At 42.6% G+C, this 20,423-nt stretch carries 13 protein-coding genes; 10 read left to right on the forward strand and 3 right to left on the reverse strand.

Features of this window, described 5'->3' with window-relative positions:
* Nucleotides 1–32: 32 nt before the first annotated feature.
* Nucleotides 33–1,136, forward strand: a complete 1,104-nt coding sequence (ychF, locus tag ACDQ55_RS17900; RefSeq protein WP_420982841.1) for a redox-regulated ATPase YchF — start codon at nucleotides 33–35, stop codon at nucleotides 1,134–1,136.
* 141 nt (nucleotides 1,137–1,277) lie between these two features.
* Here the strand turns inward: ychF and ACDQ55_RS17905 are convergent, their stop codons facing one another.
* Entirely contained in the window at nucleotides 1,278–4,139 is a 2,862-nt protein-coding gene (locus ACDQ55_RS17905) for a TonB-dependent receptor (protein WP_420982842.1), read from the reverse strand.
* Nucleotides 4,140–4,288: 149 nt separating this feature from the next.
* The gene (gene metX / locus ACDQ55_RS17910; RefSeq protein ID WP_420982843.1) at nucleotides 4,289–5,305 is read right to left on the reverse strand and encodes a homoserine O-acetyltransferase MetX; all 1,017 of its coding nucleotides are present in this window, start codon (nucleotides 5,303–5,305) and stop codon (nucleotides 4,289–4,291) included.
* Nucleotides 5,306–5,436: 131 nt separating this feature from the next.
* On the opposite strand from metX, the gene ACDQ55_RS17915 reads away from it, so the two are divergent.
* The 4 genes from ACDQ55_RS17915 (at nucleotide 5,437) to ACDQ55_RS17930 (ending at nucleotide 10,169) form a co-directional block, all read left to right on the forward strand.
* On the forward strand, nucleotides 5,437–5,856 hold the full coding sequence (locus ACDQ55_RS17915; RefSeq protein ID WP_420982844.1) for an OsmC family protein: 420 nt from the start codon (nucleotides 5,437–5,439) through the stop codon (nucleotides 5,854–5,856).
* A 20-nt stretch (nucleotides 5,857–5,876) separates the two neighbouring features.
* Nucleotides 5,877–7,067, forward strand: a complete 1,191-nt coding sequence (locus ACDQ55_RS17920; RefSeq protein ID WP_420982845.1) for an O-succinylhomoserine sulfhydrylase — start codon at nucleotides 5,877–5,879, stop codon at nucleotides 7,065–7,067.
* A 108-nt stretch (nucleotides 7,068–7,175) separates the two neighbouring features.
* The gene (locus ACDQ55_RS17925) at nucleotides 7,176–7,529 is read left to right on the forward strand and encodes a hypothetical protein (RefSeq protein WP_420982846.1); all 354 of its coding nucleotides are present in this window, start codon (nucleotides 7,176–7,178) and stop codon (nucleotides 7,527–7,529) included.
* Nucleotides 7,530–7,646: 117 nt separating this feature from the next.
* On the forward strand, nucleotides 7,647–10,169 hold the full coding sequence (locus tag ACDQ55_RS17930; RefSeq protein WP_420982847.1) for a DUF5686 family protein: 2,523 nt from the start codon (nucleotides 7,647–7,649) through the stop codon (nucleotides 10,167–10,169).
* 47 nt (nucleotides 10,170–10,216) lie between these two features.
* Here ACDQ55_RS17930 and ACDQ55_RS17935 read toward each other — a convergent pair whose 3' ends face one another.
* Nucleotides 10,217–10,339: a hypothetical protein gene (locus ACDQ55_RS17935; RefSeq protein WP_420982848.1), complete on the reverse strand. Its 123-nt coding sequence runs from the start codon at nucleotides 10,337–10,339 to the stop codon at nucleotides 10,217–10,219.
* 259 nt (nucleotides 10,340–10,598) lie between these two features.
* On the opposite strand from ACDQ55_RS17935, the gene ACDQ55_RS17940 reads away from it, so the two are divergent.
* From ACDQ55_RS17940 to ACDQ55_RS17960, 5 genes are all read left to right on the forward strand, one after another.
* Nucleotides 10,599–10,961 (forward strand): hypothetical protein, encoded by a 363-nt coding sequence (locus ACDQ55_RS17940; protein WP_420982849.1) that lies wholly within the window; start codon nucleotides 10,599–10,601, stop codon nucleotides 10,959–10,961.
* Between the two features lie 120 nt (nucleotides 10,962–11,081).
* Entirely contained in the window at nucleotides 11,082–12,095 is a 1,014-nt protein-coding gene (locus ACDQ55_RS17945; RefSeq protein WP_420982850.1) for a rhodanese-related sulfurtransferase, read from the forward strand.
* A gap of 400 nt (nucleotides 12,096–12,495) precedes the next feature.
* Nucleotides 12,496–15,570: a hypothetical protein gene (locus ACDQ55_RS17950; protein ID WP_420982851.1), complete on the forward strand. Its 3,075-nt coding sequence runs from the start codon at nucleotides 12,496–12,498 to the stop codon at nucleotides 15,568–15,570.
* A 67-nt stretch (nucleotides 15,571–15,637) separates the two neighbouring features.
* Complete coding sequence (locus ACDQ55_RS17955) at nucleotides 15,638–19,999, forward strand: DUF6443 domain-containing protein (protein WP_420982852.1); 4,362 nt, start codon at nucleotides 15,638–15,640, stop codon at nucleotides 19,997–19,999.
* 29 nt (nucleotides 20,000–20,028) lie between these two features.
* Entirely contained in the window at nucleotides 20,029–20,253 is a 225-nt protein-coding gene (locus ACDQ55_RS17960; protein WP_420982853.1) for a hypothetical protein, read from the forward strand.
* Nucleotides 20,254–20,423 lie beyond the last annotated feature (170 nt).

The following is a 20,423-nucleotide window of genomic DNA, read 5'->3' on the forward strand; positions in this document are numbered from 1 at the left end:
AAATAAACCTATCTTTGCGCAAATTTTAAAAAATGGCTTTGCAAGTTGGAATTGTAGGATTGCCCAACGTAGGAAAATCGACATTATTTAACGCGGTGAGCAACAGCGCTAAGGCGCAGGCCAGCAACTACCGCTTCTGTACCATAGAACCTAACGTAGGTCAGGTGGATGTACCAGACGAACGTATGTATAAACTGGAGGAACTGGTGAAACCAGAACGGATTGTACCTACTACCATCGAGTTTGTAGATATCGCCGGCCTGGTAAAAGGTGCCAGTAAGGGAGAAGGTCTGGGAAATAAGTTCCTGGCCAATATCCGTGAAGTGGATGCGATTGTACATGTGATCCGCTGTTTTGAAGATGAAAATATCCTCCGGGAAGAAGGGGCTATCCATCCTGTTGGCGATAAAGAAATCATTGATACTGAGTTACAGCTGAAAGACCTCGAAAGCGTGGAACGTAAAGTAGCCCGTACCGAGAAAATGGCTAAAACCGGTGGTGATGCCAAAGCCAAAGCTGAATTCGAGATCCTGAAGAAATGCCAGGAGCACCTGGAAAAAGGCCGCAATATTCGTGAGCTGGGCCTTAGCAAGGAAGACCGCATAGCGATCGCCGACCTGTTCCTGCTTACAGAAAAACCCGTTTTATACGTGGCCAACGTAGATGAAGCGTCTATCCATACCGGTAATAAATTTTCTGCTGCCCTCCAGGAAGCGGTAAAGGCAGAAAACGCACAAGTGATCATCATGAATAATTCTATTGAAGCCCAAATCTCCGAAATGGAAGATCCGGCAGATAAAGAACTGTTCCTCAGTGAATATGGTCTCACAGAACCAGGTCTGAACCGCCTGATCCGTTCTGCTTACAACCTGTTAGATCTCATCACCTACTTTACTGCCGGCGTGCAGGAAGTACGTGCCTGGACTATTCATAAAGGCTGGAAAGCGCCACAGGCTGCCAGTGTGATCCACACCGACTTTGAAAAAGGCTTCATTAAAGCCGAGGTAATTGCCTATGACGACTACGTTAAGTATGGTTCAGAAGCAGCTGCCCGCGACAACGGCCGTTTACGTATAGAAGGAAAGGAATATGTAGTAGCGGATGGAGATGTAATGCACTTCCGCTTCAACGTTTAAAAATACTTCGTGAATTAACCATGAAGGTTACAACAAAAAAAGACCGGAGTAATCCGGTCTTTTTTTGTTACCTCCGTTATCCTAACGTTCACGTATATAGCTGGTTACATCAGCACATCGCGGGCTTTAAGAAAAACATTATTACAGGTTATATCCCAGCGACGCATACCATTGCGTACCTACTGTAGGGTTACCCCACGACTGAGTATATTTTTTGTTGAGTATATTTATTCCCCCCAATTTTACCGTAGTTTTTGCTTTGGGGAAGAATTTGCTGGCCATGGCATCCAGGGTGCCATAGGTGGGTATTTCACTTAAAGCAGCGGCGTTCACATTAGGGCCAACGAAGGCAGACTGCCATACAAAGGACTGTTGCCATTTCCAGATAAAGTTAAATGCAATATTGGAGTTGGCAATATTCCGGTTTCCGAAGTTAAGATTATAGCGCACCTTTGGGGTGTTGTACATAGCCAGGAAGCTGCCAAGGTCTTTTGCATTGAGCAATTCATTATAGGAAATATTGCCGCCGGCGGTGAAATGAAGCGGTAAGCTATAATCTACTCCTATAGCCCATCCCCATGACTTTACCTTTTCTTGTGCGCTAACCGGTATTGAGAAAATATTTGTTTTAGAAGGATCATTGGTAGGTTGTACCAATATCTGGGTACCATTCATGTTTTTAAAATCGTTTTTATACACATAGGCATCTATCAGCAATTTTTTTGCCACCAGCGACTTATAACCGATTTCATAAGCTTGTATCTGTTCCGGCAGGAAGTCATGAAAAACATATTGGGTAGGGTTGTTGGCCTGTACAGATTGCAGCGAAAATACGGGGCCTTTGTTGAGGCCATAACGTTCACGCAAGAACGGTAAGCCGCCGATCAGGTGGGCTTGTGGTGTAACGAGATCTATGTATTGATCTTGGTTGTTCGGGATACGGAATCCGGTTTGGTAAGATGCGCGGATATTTTGCGTACCCAGGAAAGTATATACGGCCGATAAGCGTGGGCTGAACTGGCCTTTGAAGTTCATATTTTTATCGTAGCGCAGGGAGCCGGTGAGTTTTAGGTGATCATCGATCAATTTCTTCATCAATTGTACATAGCCACCGTATTCATTGATAAGGAATTCCTTGTTATGGTCGTCGAGGGCGAACAATGTTTTTTCTGAGTTGAGTGCATAGCGGCGGTAGTTGCCGCCTACCAATACTTCGGCAAAATGGATTAGTTTGTGGAAATCGTACATGAATTCGGCCTGGTAGAGGTTTGTTTTATCCGTGAACTTGGCGCCTACGCCGCTGGCGTCACCTGGAATGGCTTTGTTCTTTACTTTATTGGCGGCGGCATCAAAGGCAGGGGTGCCGGGGAGTAGACGGCCTTGATCGGCTTGTGTCCGGGCGGCATTGAAAAGGTCTCCTTGTTTAGCGGTTACTGCTGCCTGTGCTGCTTCCAGCGCTTTTTGCGGTCCCTGGGCAATATTGGCCATCAGGGCTTGTTGGAAAATAGCACCGGCTGCAGTGGCATAGGTGCCAAAATATTCCTGGTACCATTGCTGGCTTGTTTTCCAGGCTTCATTGATGCCGGAAGCCAGGGTGCCGGCCGCATAGCTGTCGCCAGACCTTTCCTGAGTAGTGTACAGCCGTACGTAAAAGTCGGGGCTTTTTAGTTCTATTTTATATTGCCCCATGTTGAAATTTTTAAGCGAGTAGCGGTCGGCACCGGTATATACAGTAGTACCGGAACCATAACTGCCTTGTATCAACGCTTCCAGCTGGTTGTTGATACGGTAGTGCAGGGCAGCATTTAATTTCAGGTTCTTGGTGGTATAGTCGATCACGTCTGCTTCGTTGTAGCCGGTGCGGGTAATATCCGACATGTTCTGGGGAGGCATCAGGGCATTGTACAATTGGTCTGGTGTGAGGGCGCCTCCCAGTAGGGCCGATAGCTGTGCCATTTGTGGAGTTAAGGCGGTTTTAAGACCTGTGTACATATTCTCCGTATGTTCGTCTCCGTAGATATTCACGCCATTATATCCTTCATTGTTGGCACGGGTGCCATTTTGTAAAGTATGTCCGTTGGCCAGGCTCTGGTCGCGGTGGTCGTAGGCTTGCCAATCTTTGGCTTGGAGGTAACCAATATTGAATTTAAATGCTATTTTTTTGCTGAAGGCATGGGCATAGCGTACCGATATATCGTAGAATGGAGTGGTGGCGGAGGTACGTCCACCGTCGTTCAGTACGCCGGATTTCACTTGGGCGCTGAGGCCCTGGTGTTCGAACGGATTTTTGCTAGTCATCAGTACAATACCATTCAGGGCATTGGGGCCATATAAGGCCGATGCGGCGCCAGGGATCAGTTCTACGTTGTCGAGGTCCAGTTCGGGAACACCCACCATATTGCCAACAGCGAAGTTAAGGCCGGGTGCCTGATTGTCCATGCCATCATTCAGTTGCAATACACGGGTATTGCCGTTACTGTTGAATCCACGGGTATTTACTGATTTGAAAGTAAGGCTTTGGGTGCTCATTTCCACGCCTTTCAAGTTACTCAGCGCGTCATAAAAAGACGCAGCAGGAGAAGCTTTCAGGGCGCGGGCATCTAATTTCTCAATAGATACCGGCGACTCGAGGATACTTTCCTGTATACGGCTGGCAGCTACTACTACTTCCTGTCCGAGTATCTCCACAGGGCTGAGGGAAACCAGTACTCTTTCGGTAGCGTCGCTGATCACCTTTTCTTCCGTTTTGTAACCTACATAGGAGAAAATAAGGGTGACTGGCAAAGGTTGAGTAAGCCGGAGTTGAAAAATGCCACCGCCACCTGTAATGGCGCCGGCATTGCCTCCTTTAAGGCTAACGGTAACACCAGGCAGGGTATTACCGTTGTTTTTGTCTCTTACCATACCGTTGATCGTGTGGGTGGTTTGCGCTGAAATTACCGGGGTAAGGGATAATAAAAGCAATAGGGTGCCCAAAATGGCGTTGGCAACAATGTTCTTCATAAACAGTGGAGGGGTTTAATGAATTTAGATTAGGTTTAAATTAAATATACCTAAAAAAAGCAGCTTTTGCCGGGGCCGGAATGTTACTATTTTTAAAATAAAAAAGCAGTGGTTGAAAACCACTGCTTTGTATTATTATACAGAAAAGTTTAGTGTAGCCAGGCTTCCAGGATCTTACCAATTTTTTCAAATTCGATCAAGAATCCGTCATGCCCGTAGGAAGAATCAATTTCGCAATAAGTAGCCTGTGGAAGATGTGCTGCCATGAACTGTTGCTCTTCGGGAGGGCATAAGATATCGCTGCTGATACCGATCAGCAAAGTAGGCTGTTGGATATGCGAGAGGGTAGCAGTAATGTTTTCATGCCGGCCCCGGGCAATGTTATGGCTATCCATTGCTTTTGTCAGCAGCCAGTAAGATTGCGCATTAAAGCGTTTCACCAGTTTGTCGCCCTGGTAACTGATATAGGAAGAGGCACGGAAATGATCGGTTTTTTCCTTGTCTTCATCCGATTGGGCGCGTACAAAGGTCTGGTAATTACGATAAGTAAGCATCCCGATAGCCCTGGCGGCTTTAAGGCCTTTTGCGCCGGCATTGGGTTGATCGTTTTGCCAGGTATCATCTGCCTCAATGGCCAGGCGTTGGGCAGTATGTATGGCAATGCCCCAGGCGCTTTCTGCGGCGCCGGTACAGAGTAGGAAAAGCCGGTTTATCAGCGCCGGTTCCGCCAGCGACCATTCCAATGCCTGGTAGCCACCCATAGAGCCACCTATAAGTAAATGAATGCGGGGGATCTGAAGGCGTTGCCGGAGGAGTATATGCACCTGCACCATATCCCGGATGGTAATGGCCGGAAAGCTTTGGTACCAGGGTTGGCCCGTATCCGGATTGATAGTATGCGGGCCGCTACTGCCATAGCAGGAACCCAGAATATTGGCGCATACAATAAAATGCCGTGCAGGATCTATAACGCAGCCGGCGCCTACCAAGCCAGTCCACCAGTCGGCCACATCACTGTTAGCAGTTAAGGCATGACATATCCAAACCACGTTGCTGCCATCTGCATTCATGGTGCCATATGTGTGGTAGGTGATGTGTAATTCGGGTAATATTACTCCGGACTCCAGCCGGAACGCTGCTTTGCTATGGAATACCTTTGCCGACAATCTTTTTTGAATTTGCGCAAAACTACAATAACAGAATCAAAAATTGCAAATGTTGTTTCTATACCAGGCTCCAGGCATCTTTGCACCTTTGATCGAAACCCGTTATCTTTGTTAACAGAAACGTAATAACCATGAAGATAGCATTACAAAGAATAGACGACGGATTCAATATGGAAGCGGTAGATGAAGGCGGTCATAAAGTACTGATGGACTCATCTTTGGAGAATGGCGGTAAAAATAATGGTGTAAGGCCCATGCAGATGCTGATTATGGGGTTGGGCGGCTGTTCGGCTATTGATGTGCTTATGATCCTGAAGAAACAACGCCAGGAAGTAACGGATTTTCGTATAGAAATTGATGCTGAAAGGGAAAAAGGAAAGGAACCCGCCCTCTGGGAAACTGCCCATATTATTTTCCACTTGAAAGGCAATATTGACGCCGATAAGGCGGCGCGCGCCGTAGAACTGTCTATGAATAAGTACTGTTCTGTAGCGGAAACCCTGCGTCAGGGCAATACACAACTGACCTGGGAAGTGAAACTGAATGCATAAAAGTTGTAATTATCATATCCATGAGCCAAGAGCGTAATCAATACCAACCGGATACCAATGCGGTAAGAATTTCAATACCCAAAACAGATCAAATGGAACACTCTTCGCCGATGTTCCTGACTTCCAGCTTTTGTTTCGACAACGCGGAAGAAATGCGCGCTACTTTTGCAGACGAAACCGACTTCAACATATATAGCCGTTTCAGTAACCCGAATGTAGATGAGTTTGTAGAGAAAATGTGCGCCCTTGAAGGAGCAGAGGCGGGCTTCGCTACTGCCTCCGGTATGAGCGCTGTCTTTGCAGGCTTTATGTCCCTGTTGAAAACAGGGGATCACCTGTTGTCTGCCCGCGCTATCTTCGGGTCTACGCATACGGTGATTACGAAGTTCCTGCCTAAATGGGGCATTGAAACTTCCTATTTCGATATGACGGATACTGCTGCAGGTATTGAGGCCATGATAAAACCTAATACCCGCATGATCTTCGTGGAAACGCCCTCCAATCCGGGTCTGGAGATCATAGATCTGCAGCTATTGGCAGATATCGCCCATAAACATAATGTAATCCTCAACGTAGATAATTGTTTTGCTTCACCGGTATTACAGCGCCCAATAGCATATGGGGCCGACTTGGTGACTCACTCCGCTACTAAATGGATAGATGGTCAGGGTAGGGTACTTGGCGGCGTAGTGGTAGGTAAGAAAGAATTGATCAAGGAGATCTATACTTTCTGCCGCAGCACTGGTCCGGCTATGTCGCCGTTTAATGCTTGGGTATTGAGCAAAAGTCTGGAAACGCTATATGTAAGGATGGAACGTCATTCAGCGAGCGCCCTCACATTGGCTACTGCCCTGGAAAATAATCCGCATCTGTTGTCGGTGAAATATCCCTTCTTACCTAGTCATCCGCAATATAATATTGCTAAAAAGCAAATGAGCGGTGGGGGCGGTATCGTATGCTTTGAGCTAAAGGGAGGTTTGCAGCAAGGTGTACGTTTCCTCAATTCCCTGAAATTATTGTCGCTTACCGCCAACCTAGGGGATAGCCGTAGCATTGCGTCGCATCCGGCCAGTACCACCCATGCGAAACTGAGTGAGCAGGAAAGGGAAATATCAGGTATCACGCCAGGGCTTATACGTATTTCGGTAGGCTTGGAAAACGTGAAGGATATCCTGGAAGATATTCAACAGGCATTGGACGCCAGTAAATAATAATCGCCAACAGCGGCCGCAGCAAGATATATAGCTGTTGCCGCTGTTAGTAAGCGACGTATAGGCGTATAAGCAGGTAGTTTGAAATTTTCTGTTTATATTACAACTATGAAATCCTTTGCTCATTTTCTACTGATTCTCATAGTAGCCTACGTGGTTGGCATGGTAATGCCTTGGTGGAGTGTTGCTGTTGTGGCATTCCTGGTAACGTTGCTGTTGCCATTGGCTCCCGGCAAATCTTTTTTCAGCGGTTTTATAGGCGTATTTGTACTCTGGTTGATCCTGGCATTTTATATGGATGTGAGAAATGATCACTTGTTAGCTAACCGTATGAGTCAAATGATCCTGCAAATAAAAAGTGCCCCTTTAATAGGAGTAGTAAGCGCCTTCCTTGGCGGGCTGGTAGCGGGTTTTGCTGCCCTTACTGCAGCTTATATCCGCGCTCCCAAAAACGCAGCCTGAAAACCTCCCGTAGTTATTGTTTCCTGTTTCTATAGCTGCTTATCAAGGCTGTTAAAAATCTTGTAAATCATATATTGTCATATTTTATATATAAGGCATGCATTTACATTTGCAGGTATGCTAAAATATTTGTTCACCATTAGTCTTTTATTCATTGTTGTTTACTGTAAGGCTAACATCATTCAAGGTCGTGTAACCGATGATAGCAACCAGCCGCTTCCTTTCGCTTCTGTGTTTATTAAAGGCACTACTACTGGTACTACTGCCAATGCTACCGGGCAATATCACCTGGATCTTCCGCCGGGTCAATACACCATTATATGTCAATATATAGGCTTCCGAAAAACAGAGCAATCTTTGTTGGTAAATGCACCGGTGCAAACCCTCGATTTCCATCTGCAACCAGTAAATATGCAGATAAAGGAAGTGGTGGTGAAGGCCAGTGGCGAAGATCCCGCCTATGCGATTATCCGCCAGGCTATCCGTAAAAGGCGTTACTACCAGGAACAGGTAAAGGAGTATACCTGTATGTCTTATATCAAAGGCAATATTGGTATGAAGGGGGTACCTGGTAAGTTTATGGGACAGAAAATAGATAAGGAAGAAATGGGTGTAGACAGTACCGGCAAAGGAATGGTCTTTTTGTCGGAATCGGTCACTAAAATATTTGCCCGTTTACCCGACAAAATAAAACTGGAAGTAATTTCTTCCCGCAAGAGTGGCGGCGGATTTGGGCTTAGTTTTCCAGCTATTATCAGTTTATACGACAATAATGTTGCTGCTGTGATCACCCAGATGGGGCCCCGCGGATATATTTCCCCTATTGCAGAAAATGCGTTGTCTTATTACCGTTACCAGCTGGAAGGAACGTTTGAAGAAGATGGCAGTACGGTATATAAGATAAAGGTGATCCCACGCCGTAAGCACGAGCCTCTTTTTTGCGGCTATATTTTTATCACTAACAACGGCTGGCGTATTCATAGTACAGACCTTTACCTAACCAGCGATTATCAGTTGGAGTTAATGGATACACTGGAAATCAGGCAAACTCATGTGCCGGTAACCAGCGATGTATGGCGGGTAAAAGACCAGGTGTTGAAGATATCTTTCAACAAGTTTGGCTTCGTTTTGGGCGGTACCTTCGTTAATGTATATTCCGGTTATAATATTCATCCTGGTTTGCCGCCTAAGTTTTTTGATAGAATATTCTTGAAATATGATACTGCATATGATAAGCAGCGGCGCGGCTATTGGGATAGCGTGCGTCCGGTGCCGTTAGAGCAGGATGAAATAAAGGATTACCATGAAAAAGACAGCGCTGCCCAGGCCGAACGGGATACTGCTGTTTCACGTAACCATTTGCTGGCATTACAGCAAAAACAACATCCGGTTACGGTAATGAATATATTATGGAGTGGCGCCAGTCATAAGTATTATTTCCAGCGCGATAGTGCCATTGCCTATCATACGCTAAGTATGAAGGGATTGGTTAAATCCCTGAAATATAATACCGTTGAAGGATTGGTGCTGGCATTGGAGCCAGTGTTGAATATGAACCTGGGGGAAGACCAGCAATTACAAATAACGCCCTTTGTACGTTATGGCTTAAGCAATACTCACCTGAATGCCTATATGCGGATTGATTTTAGTAATAGCAGTCATATTAATAACCGCTATGGCCACAACAACTGGGTATTAGCGGGAGGGAAGCGTATCTCCCAGTTTAACAAGGATAATCCAATAGACAATATTACCAATGAGTTTTATACGCTTTTCCTGAAGGAAAATTATATGAAGCTGTATGAGAGCTGGTTTGGTAATTTAGCTTATAGCCGTATTTTTGAGTCGAATAGCCGTTTGTTTGCAGGGGTTATTTATGAAAGTCGTAGCCCGGTAGAAAATACGGCCGACTTTGTGATCTTCAAAAATGCGCATAAACAGTTCTTGCCTAATCACCCTTATGAGCTGGCAGATATTCCTTTCGACAAGCATCAGGCCCTGGTGGTGAACGTGGACTTCGCCTTTCAGCCTGGGCAGCAATTTATAGCATTGCCAGACCGTAAAATTCCCTTTGGTTCTAAATATCCCACTTTTAACATCGGTTATAGTAAAGGCATTCCCAATATCGCCAACAGTATTGTGGATTTCGACAAATGGTATCTTTCTGCATCCGATAACATGAATTTTAAATTGTTTGGTGAGTTCCGTTATCATGTACGCCTGGGAGGTTTCCTGAACAACAGAAGTGTACAATTACCCGATTACCAGCATTTTAATGGCAATCAAACTTTTTATAACATTAAGTACCTGAATAGTTTTCAACTGGCGCCTTATTATGAGTATAGCACAACGGCTCCTTTTTATATAACGGCGAATGCAGAGCATCATTTTAATGGGCTGCTCACCAATAAGGTACCGTTGCTCAACAAGCTGAAATGGAATCTGGTGGCAGGAGCCAATGCTTTTTATGTGAACAGGGATAATAATTATGTAGAGGTTTTTGGCGGATTGGAAAATATCCTGAAGGTGATCCGGGTAGATGTGGTAGCTGGTTACCAGAGTAAAGCTAACACCCGTATAGGCGTTCGTGTAGGCTTTGGAGGTATTCTCGGGAATATGATGAACTTCAATAGTAAATAAAATATGTGGTTAGCAGCCAGTAGCTAGTTGCTAACCACATTCTCTTGTTATAACTTCACTGACCTTTTACGGCTTCTGATGTCTTTCTTTTCGTCGAAAAAATAAGCCAATAACCTGTAGATCCAAATACCAACAATTGCGTAAATGAAGTAAGTAATGTAAGTACTCATAACATAACATTTTTGGGTTAAACAATATTGCTTCTCAAAAGATCCTTTTTCAAAAAGGATGCCAATAGGGGGCGTAGCTTATTTACAAAGTTATATACAATAATTATCAAATAGTTATAAAAAAATAAATATTTTTTTTGCTCTTTAATGAACTATCTGTGTATAATATACGTTTATATTTTAGTAGATTTGATCCGAGCTGTGTATCATATACTCATATTGCAGTACCAGTCGAATAGTCATCATAGAATCATCAGTTATGAAAAGGATAGCCCTCTACGCGCTTTTGTCAGGTATTGTCCTCGCAGCAGCAGCTTACATTACAGAGATGAATGATCTCCCCGGAGCAGTAGAACTCAGAACCCCTGGTTTTATTGGTTATATATTCATTATCAGTTCAATAGCCTGGTTTTCCTTGAATACTTTATATCAATGGGGCAGGGAAGCGGAAGTAGCACAGGCGGCACCTCGTTTTGTGTACCGCGACGGCAGTTTGAGAAAGTTGCTGCCTGAGCTGCCCGGATATGTGATGACTGGTGAAGGCCAGCTTAAATGCATCGTGGCAGAAAGAGTAGCTGTTCCTGTGCCAAAAGAAAGAGAATCAATTATTTGCCCCTCCTGATAGTACCATATTACCCGGATTTTATTACCTTTGCCCCCTGATCAATTGTTCTTTACAATTAAAGAGGGGTTGATTGAAGTTTTGTTCACGACGCAGGTGTCCTTAAAATTTCAAGCAAAAATGGCATTACACAATAGAGTATCTGCCGCCGAATTAAAACAACGGCTGGCCCAAGAAGTATTTAAACGCGTTACGATTTCTTTCTACCAGTACGCAAAAATTCCCGACCCGCAGGTTTTCCGCGACCAATTGTACGAATCTTTATTTAAGTTGGACGTATTTGGACGCATTTATGTGGCGCATGAAGGTATTAATGCCCAGATAAGTGTTCCGGAGCATCATTTTGAGGCGTTCAGGCAACAGCTGTACACGATTGATTTCCTGAATGGCATACGCCTGAATATTGCTGTAGATGACGACGGTAAATCTTTCTTTGTATTAAAGATCAAAGTAAGGGAGAAAATAGTGGCAGATGGCATCGCTGATCCTACCTTTGATATGGCTAACCGGGGCCGGTACGTAAATGCAGCGGCATTTAATGAAATGACTAACGATCCAGATACGGTGATCGTAGATATGCGCAATCATTACGAGTATGAAGTAGGACATTTTGAGGGCGCCATCGAAGTACCTTCAGATACTTTCCGGGACCAACTGCCTATGGTGGTGGATATGCTGACAGACAAGAAAGACCGTAACATCATTATGTACTGTACTGGTGGTATCCGCTGTGAAAAGGCATCTGCTTATATGTTGCATAATGGATTCAAAAATGTATTCCACCTGGAAGGAGGTATTATTGAATACACCAACAAAGCCAAACAACAAGGACTGCCCATCAAGTTCAAAGGCAAAAATTTTGTTTTCGACGACCGCCTGGGAGAACGTATCAGCGATGATATTATCAGCCAATGCCATCAGTGCGGCGCTCCTTGCGATACGCATACCAACTGCCTGAACGATGGTTGCCACCTCCTGTTTATACAATGTGAATCCTGTGCCGCCAAATACAACGGTTGCTGCAGCGAAGCTTGTCAGACTACGCACGCTTTGCCGCCAGAAGAGCAGGCCGAGATGCGTAAAGGTGTAGAGAAAGGCTTGATGTTTAATAAGTCCAGAAGAAAAAAATTATAGTGCAAATTTAAAGTTGAAAAGCGCCAGAACATTGTTGTCTGGCGCTTTTTATGCTTGTTGCATACAATAGCTATCATACATTTATAAATTAATAACGTTTGTTCCTGAAGAAATTAATGTAATTTGAACCCGTAAAATTCCTGTTTCTGTACAATTAGCTTTCCGGAAATGGAAGCTTTAGTTATTTTATAATATGCCCGATACTTGTTTTTATACCCGGCTTTATAGCTAAAGGATTGTCAACGTTCCAGCAGCAATTATTCAAATAAATTTTGCCTGATACTAACCAGTAGGCATATATGTATTTGACAGATCAGTAACCCGAAATAATATACGAATTTTTGATTTAAAGATGATGAAGTGTTTTATCTCTAAGACCATGTTCTTACTGGCATCAGTTATGTTTCTGCCAGGTTTTAATTATCTGTATGCACAAAGTAGTGCCCAGGATCGGATGACCAAGATGACGCCTCCCACTCCAGAGGCCTCATCAATTACCCGTTATGGGGTATATCCGGTGAGTATGTATACGGGCCTGCCAACTATCGAAATACCGTTGTATAATTTACAGGTCAGGGATTTCAGTTTACCTATTTCTCTAGGTTACCATGCTTCTGGTATAAGAGTAAATGACATGGCCAGTTTTGTTGGTTTGGGCTGGAATTTAAATGCCGGTGGCGTAATCAGCAGAACCGTAATGGGATTGCCAGATGAATCTTCGCAGGGGATTTTTTACCGAGGTATTAAAAGAGCCAATCAGATTGGGATTAAAGATGTGGAGGATATAGATAACATTTGTAATCAGAATTACGATAGTGAGCCAGATTTGTTCTCTTACAATTTTATGGGGAAATCAGGCCGTTTCATTTTTGATGCATCCAACCAAGTAATGAAAATAACCTACGATGATGTAAAGATTGAGTTTGTAGATGGAAACTTCCGGGTAACAGACACTAATGGCCGGGTTTACATTTTTGAAGACAAATCGTACCATGCTAATTTTTCCTCTGCAGGTAATAAAATGGGTTTTCCAGTAACCAGTTGGTACCTCTCAAAGGTGATATTGGAAAATAAAAAGGATACGATTACGTTTTCTTACATAGGCCATAGTGGTGTTAATGTTAGGACAATTGACTACAGTATGTCTTTTGGGCCAGTGTATGATGGAGCCCTGAAGGCAGGCTTTTCCAGCGGAAGGGATGTAAACTTTTTTTACGAGAATTCAACAGATCTGTATTTAAATCAGATCACTTTTCCGAATGGAAAGATAAGGTTTGTTGCACATTCCGGAAGGCAGGATTACGGTGGATATATGCTGGATTCGGTGATCGTTTATAATAATAGTAATGTGCTGAAAAGAATGGCCTTGGAACATAGTTATTTCAATGCCGACTTATCCGGATATAATTTTTATGCTGAACCACAGGATAAATACCGGCTAAAGCTAGTAGGGGTAAAGGAATATGGTACCATAGGCAATGATTTTAGGCAATATCAACTACAGTATGATGAGCGGCAGTTACCACCGCGTAATAACTGTGCAATTGACTGGTGGGGATACTATAATGGACGAAGTACTAATACACATCTGATTGCTCTGGATGATAATAATCAGCAATATCAGATTACGACTACCGCTGGGTTACAAACAACTAGTATTAGCGACCCCGCTAACAGAACTCCCAACGAAACATTCATGCAGGCGGGTATCCTTAAACGGATTTATTTTCCTACGGGTGGCTATACTGATTTTGAGTATGAAGCCAATCGTATTAGCACCTCAAGAACAGAAGCACAAGAGGGACCTGGGTTAAGAGTAAAGATGGTCAGCAATTATACAAGCACTGGTGTTATTGCCACTCGGGATGAGTATAAATACGGGGAAAACGAATCAGGATTAGGTGAGCCTCGTTTTTTTGACTATTTGTTTAAACAGCGTACTTTCCTGCAGGATTATTTTTATGGAGATCTAACTCATGCAGCTTATATGACGGCCCAACGACTTGAAATTGCAAGTAAACCATTATTCAATTATTCAGATATCGGGGGAAATACCATCGTTTATCCCGTGGTTACTAAGTACCAAACCAGTGCTGCCGGTGATAATGGTAAATCTATCTATACATTTGAGTTTGAAAAAAATGATAAAATCTACTTTAATCAAAGACCTGATCCGAATTTATTGATAAATGCGGCATGGGACTATGGACAATTAATTAAAGAGCAGCATTACAAGAGATCCAATGGAAACGTATATGAATTAATCAGCGAAAAAACCAATAAGTATGAAACCTTTGTGCATCAAACTGCTTATGGCTTAAAAGTAGCAAGAAAGCTGATTGTGATCAATGGTACCGATCTTAATGGAGGAACCATTATTCAAGATAAATTATCCCAATATTGGGATTATTATGATTATCCTATTCCTGCTGGCTTAAAGCGGCTATCAGAAAGCACCGAATCATTTTATGGCAATCCTGGTGAACCAGTTCTAAAAAAAACAATTAGCTACCGGTATAATGGTAATGACCGGATATTACCTGTAGAAACAGAGTCTGCTAATAGTAAAGGGCAGGTGGTATTGGAGAAAACCAAATATCCTAAAGATAAAGCCACGATCAGTAATTTATCTCCTGCAGAATCAGTAGCTATTGATGCTATGCTAAGTAAAAATATACAGGAAGCTAAGATTGAAAAAGAAGTATATAACAATAATAATTTCCTGGAGAGATATCATTTTGAATCGGGCATTAACAACAACAATCCTGATCTGGTTATACTTAAGAAGTTAAGGTTAACGCGTGGAAGTGCAGCAGAAGAAGACAGATATATTATATCAGATTATGATAATTGGGGAAACCCCATTCAAAGAGGTTTGCCAGGTGGTCCATGGGAAGTATATCTGTGGGATTATAAGGGTAGTTCTCTGGTAGCAGAAGTAATGAATGCCACATTAAAAGAGGTAGCTTATACAAGCTTCGAAGCAGACGCCAATGGTAATTGGACATATACAGGAAGCATTACTATAGGAGCTGCTCCAACTGGTACAAAATACTATAATCTAGCAGCAACTACCCCACTTTCCAAAACAGTGACTAACGGCACAAAATATATTGTTTCCTATTGGAGTAATACATCATCCCCTTATAACATTACAGGAGCTTCTGGTACCGTAGTAAAAGGTAAAACAATCGGAGGCTGGACCTTTTTCCGGCACGAAATAACCGCTACAAGCACCATGTTCAGTATTACGGGTGCCGGCGGTATTGATGAAGTGCGCCTTTATCCCGCAGGAGCTACTATGACTACCTATACCTATCAGCCATTGGTGGGAATTACCAGTGCTTGTACTGCCAATGATCGTATAGCTTATTATGAATACGACAACTTTGGAGCGTTACAAGTAATCCGTGATGAGGACAGGAATATTTTGAAAGTATTGGACTACCAATATCAGCAAGATATCAATCAGTAACAGTGTAATGAAATGTTGATAGTGCTGGAAATGTTCTGGTAATTTTTAATCTATCTTAATTAAAGAAATGCGTCCTTTAAAACCTATTATGCTGGGTGCCTTGTTATGGCTAACAGGAACGGCGCTCCATGCTCAGAATATTCCATCTTCCGTTAATATAGTTCCCCCCGCAACTGCGGTACCTATCCCTGCTGCCTATACGAATACCAAGATCAATTATGTTCGTATGTGGGAACCTGTTCTCAAGTCCACTGATACTGGAATTATCAAGTCGACAGGCCGCACTGTGGCAGAAGTAAAACAGTCCAGTCGGTACTTCGATGGGCTTGGCAGGTTAATACAGACTGTGGTCAAAGGAAATAGTGCAACCCAAAAGGATGTGGTACACCCGGTAATATATGATGCCTTTGGCAGGGAACAGTATAAATACTTGCCTTATATACCACAAGCAGGCAATACTAGTGATGGGAAGTTTAAAGTAGATCCTTTTAACGCACAGCGGGCATATTACCAGAATAGTAACTTAAATCCTGGAGTTTCAGAAGAAACTATCTATTATCAGCAAACGGAATTTGAAACCTCTCCGTTGGACCGTGTATTGAATACTTTTGCTCCTGGCAATAGTTGGGCAAAAGAAGGTGGCGCCCACCCTATAAAAGCGCAATACCAGGTAAATACTATTGCAGACTCAGTTAGGCTATGGAGTATTAATGCTATTATTCCGGTAAATACTAATAATGGTGTTTATAGCCCGGGAACTTTATATAAAAATGTTATCATAAATGAAGCTGGCAATCAAGTAATAGAATACAAAGATATGGATGGCCGGGTAGTGCTTAAAAAACAGCAAGCGGTTGAGGATTATGGCACTGCACATATGGGCTGGCTATGTACATATTATGTGTATGATGATTTGGGTAATTTACGGTTTGTACTTCCTCCTAAAGCAGTGGAAGCTATTGTAGGAGATTGGAATATTCCTACTAATATAGCTTCAGAGCTATGCTTCATATATCGTTATGATGATCGTAATAGAATGATCGTCAAAAAAATACCGGGGGCTGATTCTACTGAAATGGTGTATGATATACGTGACAGGCTTGTTTTTACAAGAGATGGCAATTTAAAAGAACAGCATCAGTGGAAGGTTACATTTTATGATGGGCTTGACAGGCCTACTATGGCTGCATTATATAATGCAGCTACCTCTCGCACCGATTTACAAAATGTAATGAATACGGCTGTTGATACCAGATCAATTTCTTATACCTTTCCCGGGCCGGCAGATTTGGTATTGAGCGATTATGATTACCTTTCTTTATACCAGGCATCCAATAGCATTATTTTCCAAAATGGTTTTGATACCGGTGAGGGAGCAGAACTGGTTGCAGAAATTGATCCTGCTGTAAACCGGGGGACAGATATAATTGTTGCTGTTAACCCTTTGCCTGGTATTCCTGAGAGTGCTTTAGTACCTTTAGTTTACACGTTTTATGACGATTATAATTATGCAGGTAAACTACCTTATGAAACGGGGGACATTAAAGAACCGAAAGCAGGCAATAATCAATATGCAGAAGAGCTACCGGTTGTACCCAGTAATCAAACCAAGGGTCTGGTAACTGGTAGTAAGGTGAGGATACTGGAAACAGGGCAATGGCTTACTACCAGTACCTATTATGATGAAAGGGGAAGAACTATACAACAGGTAGCTGATAATCACAAAAATGGTAAGGAAACAATAACTACCCTGTACGATTTTAATGGAAAAATACTAAGCACTTTCCTGCGTCATAAAAACCCTGCCAGCAGTACTACACTGGTTACTACTATTCTTACAATGCTGCAATACGATCCTGCCGGAAGATTGGTTAGCATAAAGAAAAGGGTGAATGATAAACCGGATTGGGAACGTGTTATTTCCGAAAATAATTATGATGAGTTAGGACAGCTTGTTCAAAAGCGTTTAGGCGTAACCGGCAATGGCGCTCAATTGGATGCGATTAGTTACGAGTATAATATCCACGGATGGTTGAAAGGAATAAACAAAGCATTTGTAAATGATGCTGCCGCTGCTAATTGGTTTGGACAAGAACTCAATTATGATAATGGATTTACTAATGTACAATTTAATGGCAACATTGCGGGGATAAAGTGGAAGAGCAAATCAGATGGTATTGCACGTGCTTATGGTTATGGATACGACAAAGTGAACAGGCTTAATTCGGCAGACTTTACCCAGCAAAATACCATTGCAGCGGCATGGACCCGGGATCAGAAAGATTTTTCGGTAAGTAATTTAACCTATGATGCCAATGGAAACATTGGAAGCATGACTCAGGAAGGTATATTAAATAATACTCCGGCTACCATTGATCGGCTGACATATAATTATGCAAAGAACAGTAATAAACTAATCGCAGTAACAGATCCTGTTAATACGGTGGGGGCGCAGCTGGGAGATTTTACTAATGGAACAAATACCGGCAATGATTATAGTTATGATAGCAATGGTAACCTTAAAGAAGATCTGAATAAGGGCATCACTTCTATTAATTATAATTATCTCAATCTGCCGGAAAATATTGTGGTTAATGGAAAGGGTACTATTACCTACCAATACGATGCTACCGGTGCGAAGCTTAAAAAAACGGTAACCGATAATACTGGTACGCAGCCCAGAATAACAGTAACAGATTATATAGGAGGTTTCGTATATCAACAGGATTCCCTGCAATTTTTAGCGCATGAAGAAGGACGCATCCGGCCTCTTTTTAAGGAGGGGCATCCGGTATCTTTTGTATATGATTATTTTGAGAAGGATCATTTGGGAAATGTACGGATTGTATTGACGGAACAAACAGATTTCAGTATGTATGCGGCTACCATGGAAAAGGAAGCTGCTGCCAAAGAAACCACTTTGTTCAGCAATATAACGGAGACACGTACGCCTAAACCAGTAGGTTACCCGGAGGATAATACTACTGTCCAGAATGCATTCGTAGCTAAATTAAATGCCAAGGCAGGAGAGAACAAAATCGGGCCATCGCTGGTATTGCGGGTAATGGCGGGAGATACTGTACAAATAGGTGCAAAGGCATTTTATAAGTCTCAGGGGCCTAAAGAGAGTAAACAATCTGCTCCCGTATCGGAAATGGTGGCAGAACTAGCTCAGGCCTTTAATATGAGCCAGGGACAAGGTGGCGTACATGGAGATGTATCGCAGAATAGCCGTTCACCTTTCACCGTGGATTTTTATAATAATAACTATCAGCGCCTTAAACAAAAAGATCCGGATCAGCATAGACCAGACAAGCCTAAAGCTTATCTTAATTTTGTTTTGTTTGATGATCAGTTTAACTTAGTAGATGCTAACAGTGGCGTAAAGCAAGTACAAGGGCAACCGGATGAGTTGCAGTTATTGGCAGTGGATAAAATGCCTATCGCAAAAAGTGGGTTCTTGTATGTTTATACCAGTAATGAGACGGAACAGGACGTGTATTTTGATGACATCGTGTTGGGCTTGAGCAATGGGCCGATGTTGGAGGAAACGCATTATTATCCGTTTGGGTTGACGATGGCGGGGATTAGTTCCAATGCGCTCAAAGGCTCGAATTATGCGGAGAATAGGAAGAAGTATAATGGGATCGAGTATACGAATGAGTTAGACCTGGATATATATGATGCACAGCTAAGAAATCTTGATCCTCAGATAGGAAGGTGGAACCAGATAGATCCGAAGATAGAGAATATGGAGATGTGGAGTCCGTATGCTTCTAACTATAATAATCCGATTAGGTATAATGATTTTTTAGGAGATTCGGGAACTGTACCATTGATAGTTCCAAGAACAGTAAATAATGATGGAGACCAAAAAGGTCTTATAACTAATGCAACTGCGGATTATTATAAACAAAATCCTATTGGTGCGTTTAATCGAGATTTTTCACATGCTGTATTAAGTCTGATAGGCATTAATGCGTTGGATGACTATATAGCCAATAGAATGGATTCTAAGAATAATAGTGTAGCGCAAGTTGCCGTAGAGACAATGAGTCTTGGAATAGCTTTAAGCAGAGGTGAAGGTGGAGGTATGCCAGAAAAAGTACCTCTTCCTGATAATGCGACAGTGGTTCGGGGTGGGGTAAACACTCCGGAATCTGTAGCAAAAGGTATCGGTAATCATCCCGAAGGTGTTACTGGTGTTTCGGTTGAATGTGGAACATGCTCAGTAGAGCAACTGGCACAAAATATTCCACATAATCAAGTTGGAGTAACAACTGTTGGTGAGGTTCGTGCTGCTGGAGGTGACGTAATTAAAACGTCGGGTAAAAGTCCTAATCATGCCACCTTAACCAATCTCACTCCCCAAGCAATTAGTGAATTATTAAATCCACCTATAAAAAATCCTGCTAAGAAAACTCAATGATTAATTAATGTGAGCAAATTTTGGTAATAATGATGCAAAAGATTTTTGTTGATTTCAATAATTGCGATCCTCAAGGCAGGGTTCGATTGAATACCAGAGGGACTTTGGATGATTTGGAGCGTTTAAATATTAATCTTAAGTCAGGGCTTGAATTATTATTAGATGACGAAGAAGAATTATCTGCGATTGGGATAGTTCAATTTTCAGAAGATGAAAATATTTGGGTTGCAAGTTTTAGATGGCTGAATACATAAGGCTGTAAATAAGAAGGTGGTGCTTAAAGATCGGAGATACCACCTTCTTATTGCAATACGTTTTTAATTTTTCTATTAGCGATGAAAGAATCGAGGAACTCATATACGAGTTCCTTGTCTTTAGGTGAAAGTTTGTTTATATCTTGAATGCGGTTAAGTGTGGCTGTATC

The organism is Chitinophaga sp. 30R24 (assembly GCF_049056765.1).
Classification (GTDB): Bacteria; Bacteroidota; Bacteroidia; order Chitinophagales; family Chitinophagaceae; genus Chitinophaga.

Bases quoted from the DNA above. Each gene is read 5' to 3' on its own strand.
- ACDQ55_RS17925 (WP_420982846.1), top strand. From the start codon at position 7,176: ATGAAATCCTTTGCTCATTTTCTACTGATTCTCATAGTAGCCTACGTG.
- ACDQ55_RS17945 (WP_420982850.1), top strand. From the start codon at position 11,082: ATGGCATTACACAATAGAGTATCTGCCGCCGAATTAAAACAACGGCTG.
- ACDQ55_RS17960 (WP_420982853.1), top strand. From the start codon at position 20,029: ATGATGCAAAAGATTTTTGTTGATTTCAATAATTGCGATCCTCAAGGC.
- ACDQ55_RS17950 (WP_420982851.1), top strand. From the start codon at position 12,496: ATGTTTCTGCCAGGTTTTAATTATCTGTATGCACAAAGTAGTGCCCAG.
- ACDQ55_RS17930 (WP_420982847.1), top strand. From the start codon at position 7,647: ATGCTAAAATATTTGTTCACCATTAGTCTTTTATTCATTGTTGTTTAC.
- ACDQ55_RS17915 (WP_420982844.1), top strand. From the start codon at position 5,437: ATGAAGATAGCATTACAAAGAATAGACGACGGATTCAATATGGAAGCG.
- ACDQ55_RS17940 (WP_420982849.1), top strand. From the start codon at position 10,599: ATGAAAAGGATAGCCCTCTACGCGCTTTTGTCAGGTATTGTCCTCGCA.
- ACDQ55_RS17905 (WP_420982842.1), bottom strand. From the start codon at position 4,139: ATGAAGAACATTGTTGCCAACGCCATTTTGGGCACCCTATTGCTTTTA.
- ACDQ55_RS17920 (WP_420982845.1), top strand. From the start codon at position 5,877: ATGAGCCAAGAGCGTAATCAATACCAACCGGATACCAATGCGGTAAGA.
- ACDQ55_RS17935 (WP_420982848.1), bottom strand. From the start codon at position 10,339: ATGAGTACTTACATTACTTACTTCATTTACGCAATTGTTGGTATTTGG.
- ACDQ55_RS17955 (WP_420982852.1), top strand. From the start codon at position 15,638: ATGCGTCCTTTAAAACCTATTATGCTGGGTGCCTTGTTATGGCTAACA.
- ychF (WP_420982841.1), top strand. From the start codon at position 33: ATGGCTTTGCAAGTTGGAATTGTAGGATTGCCCAACGTAGGAAAATCG.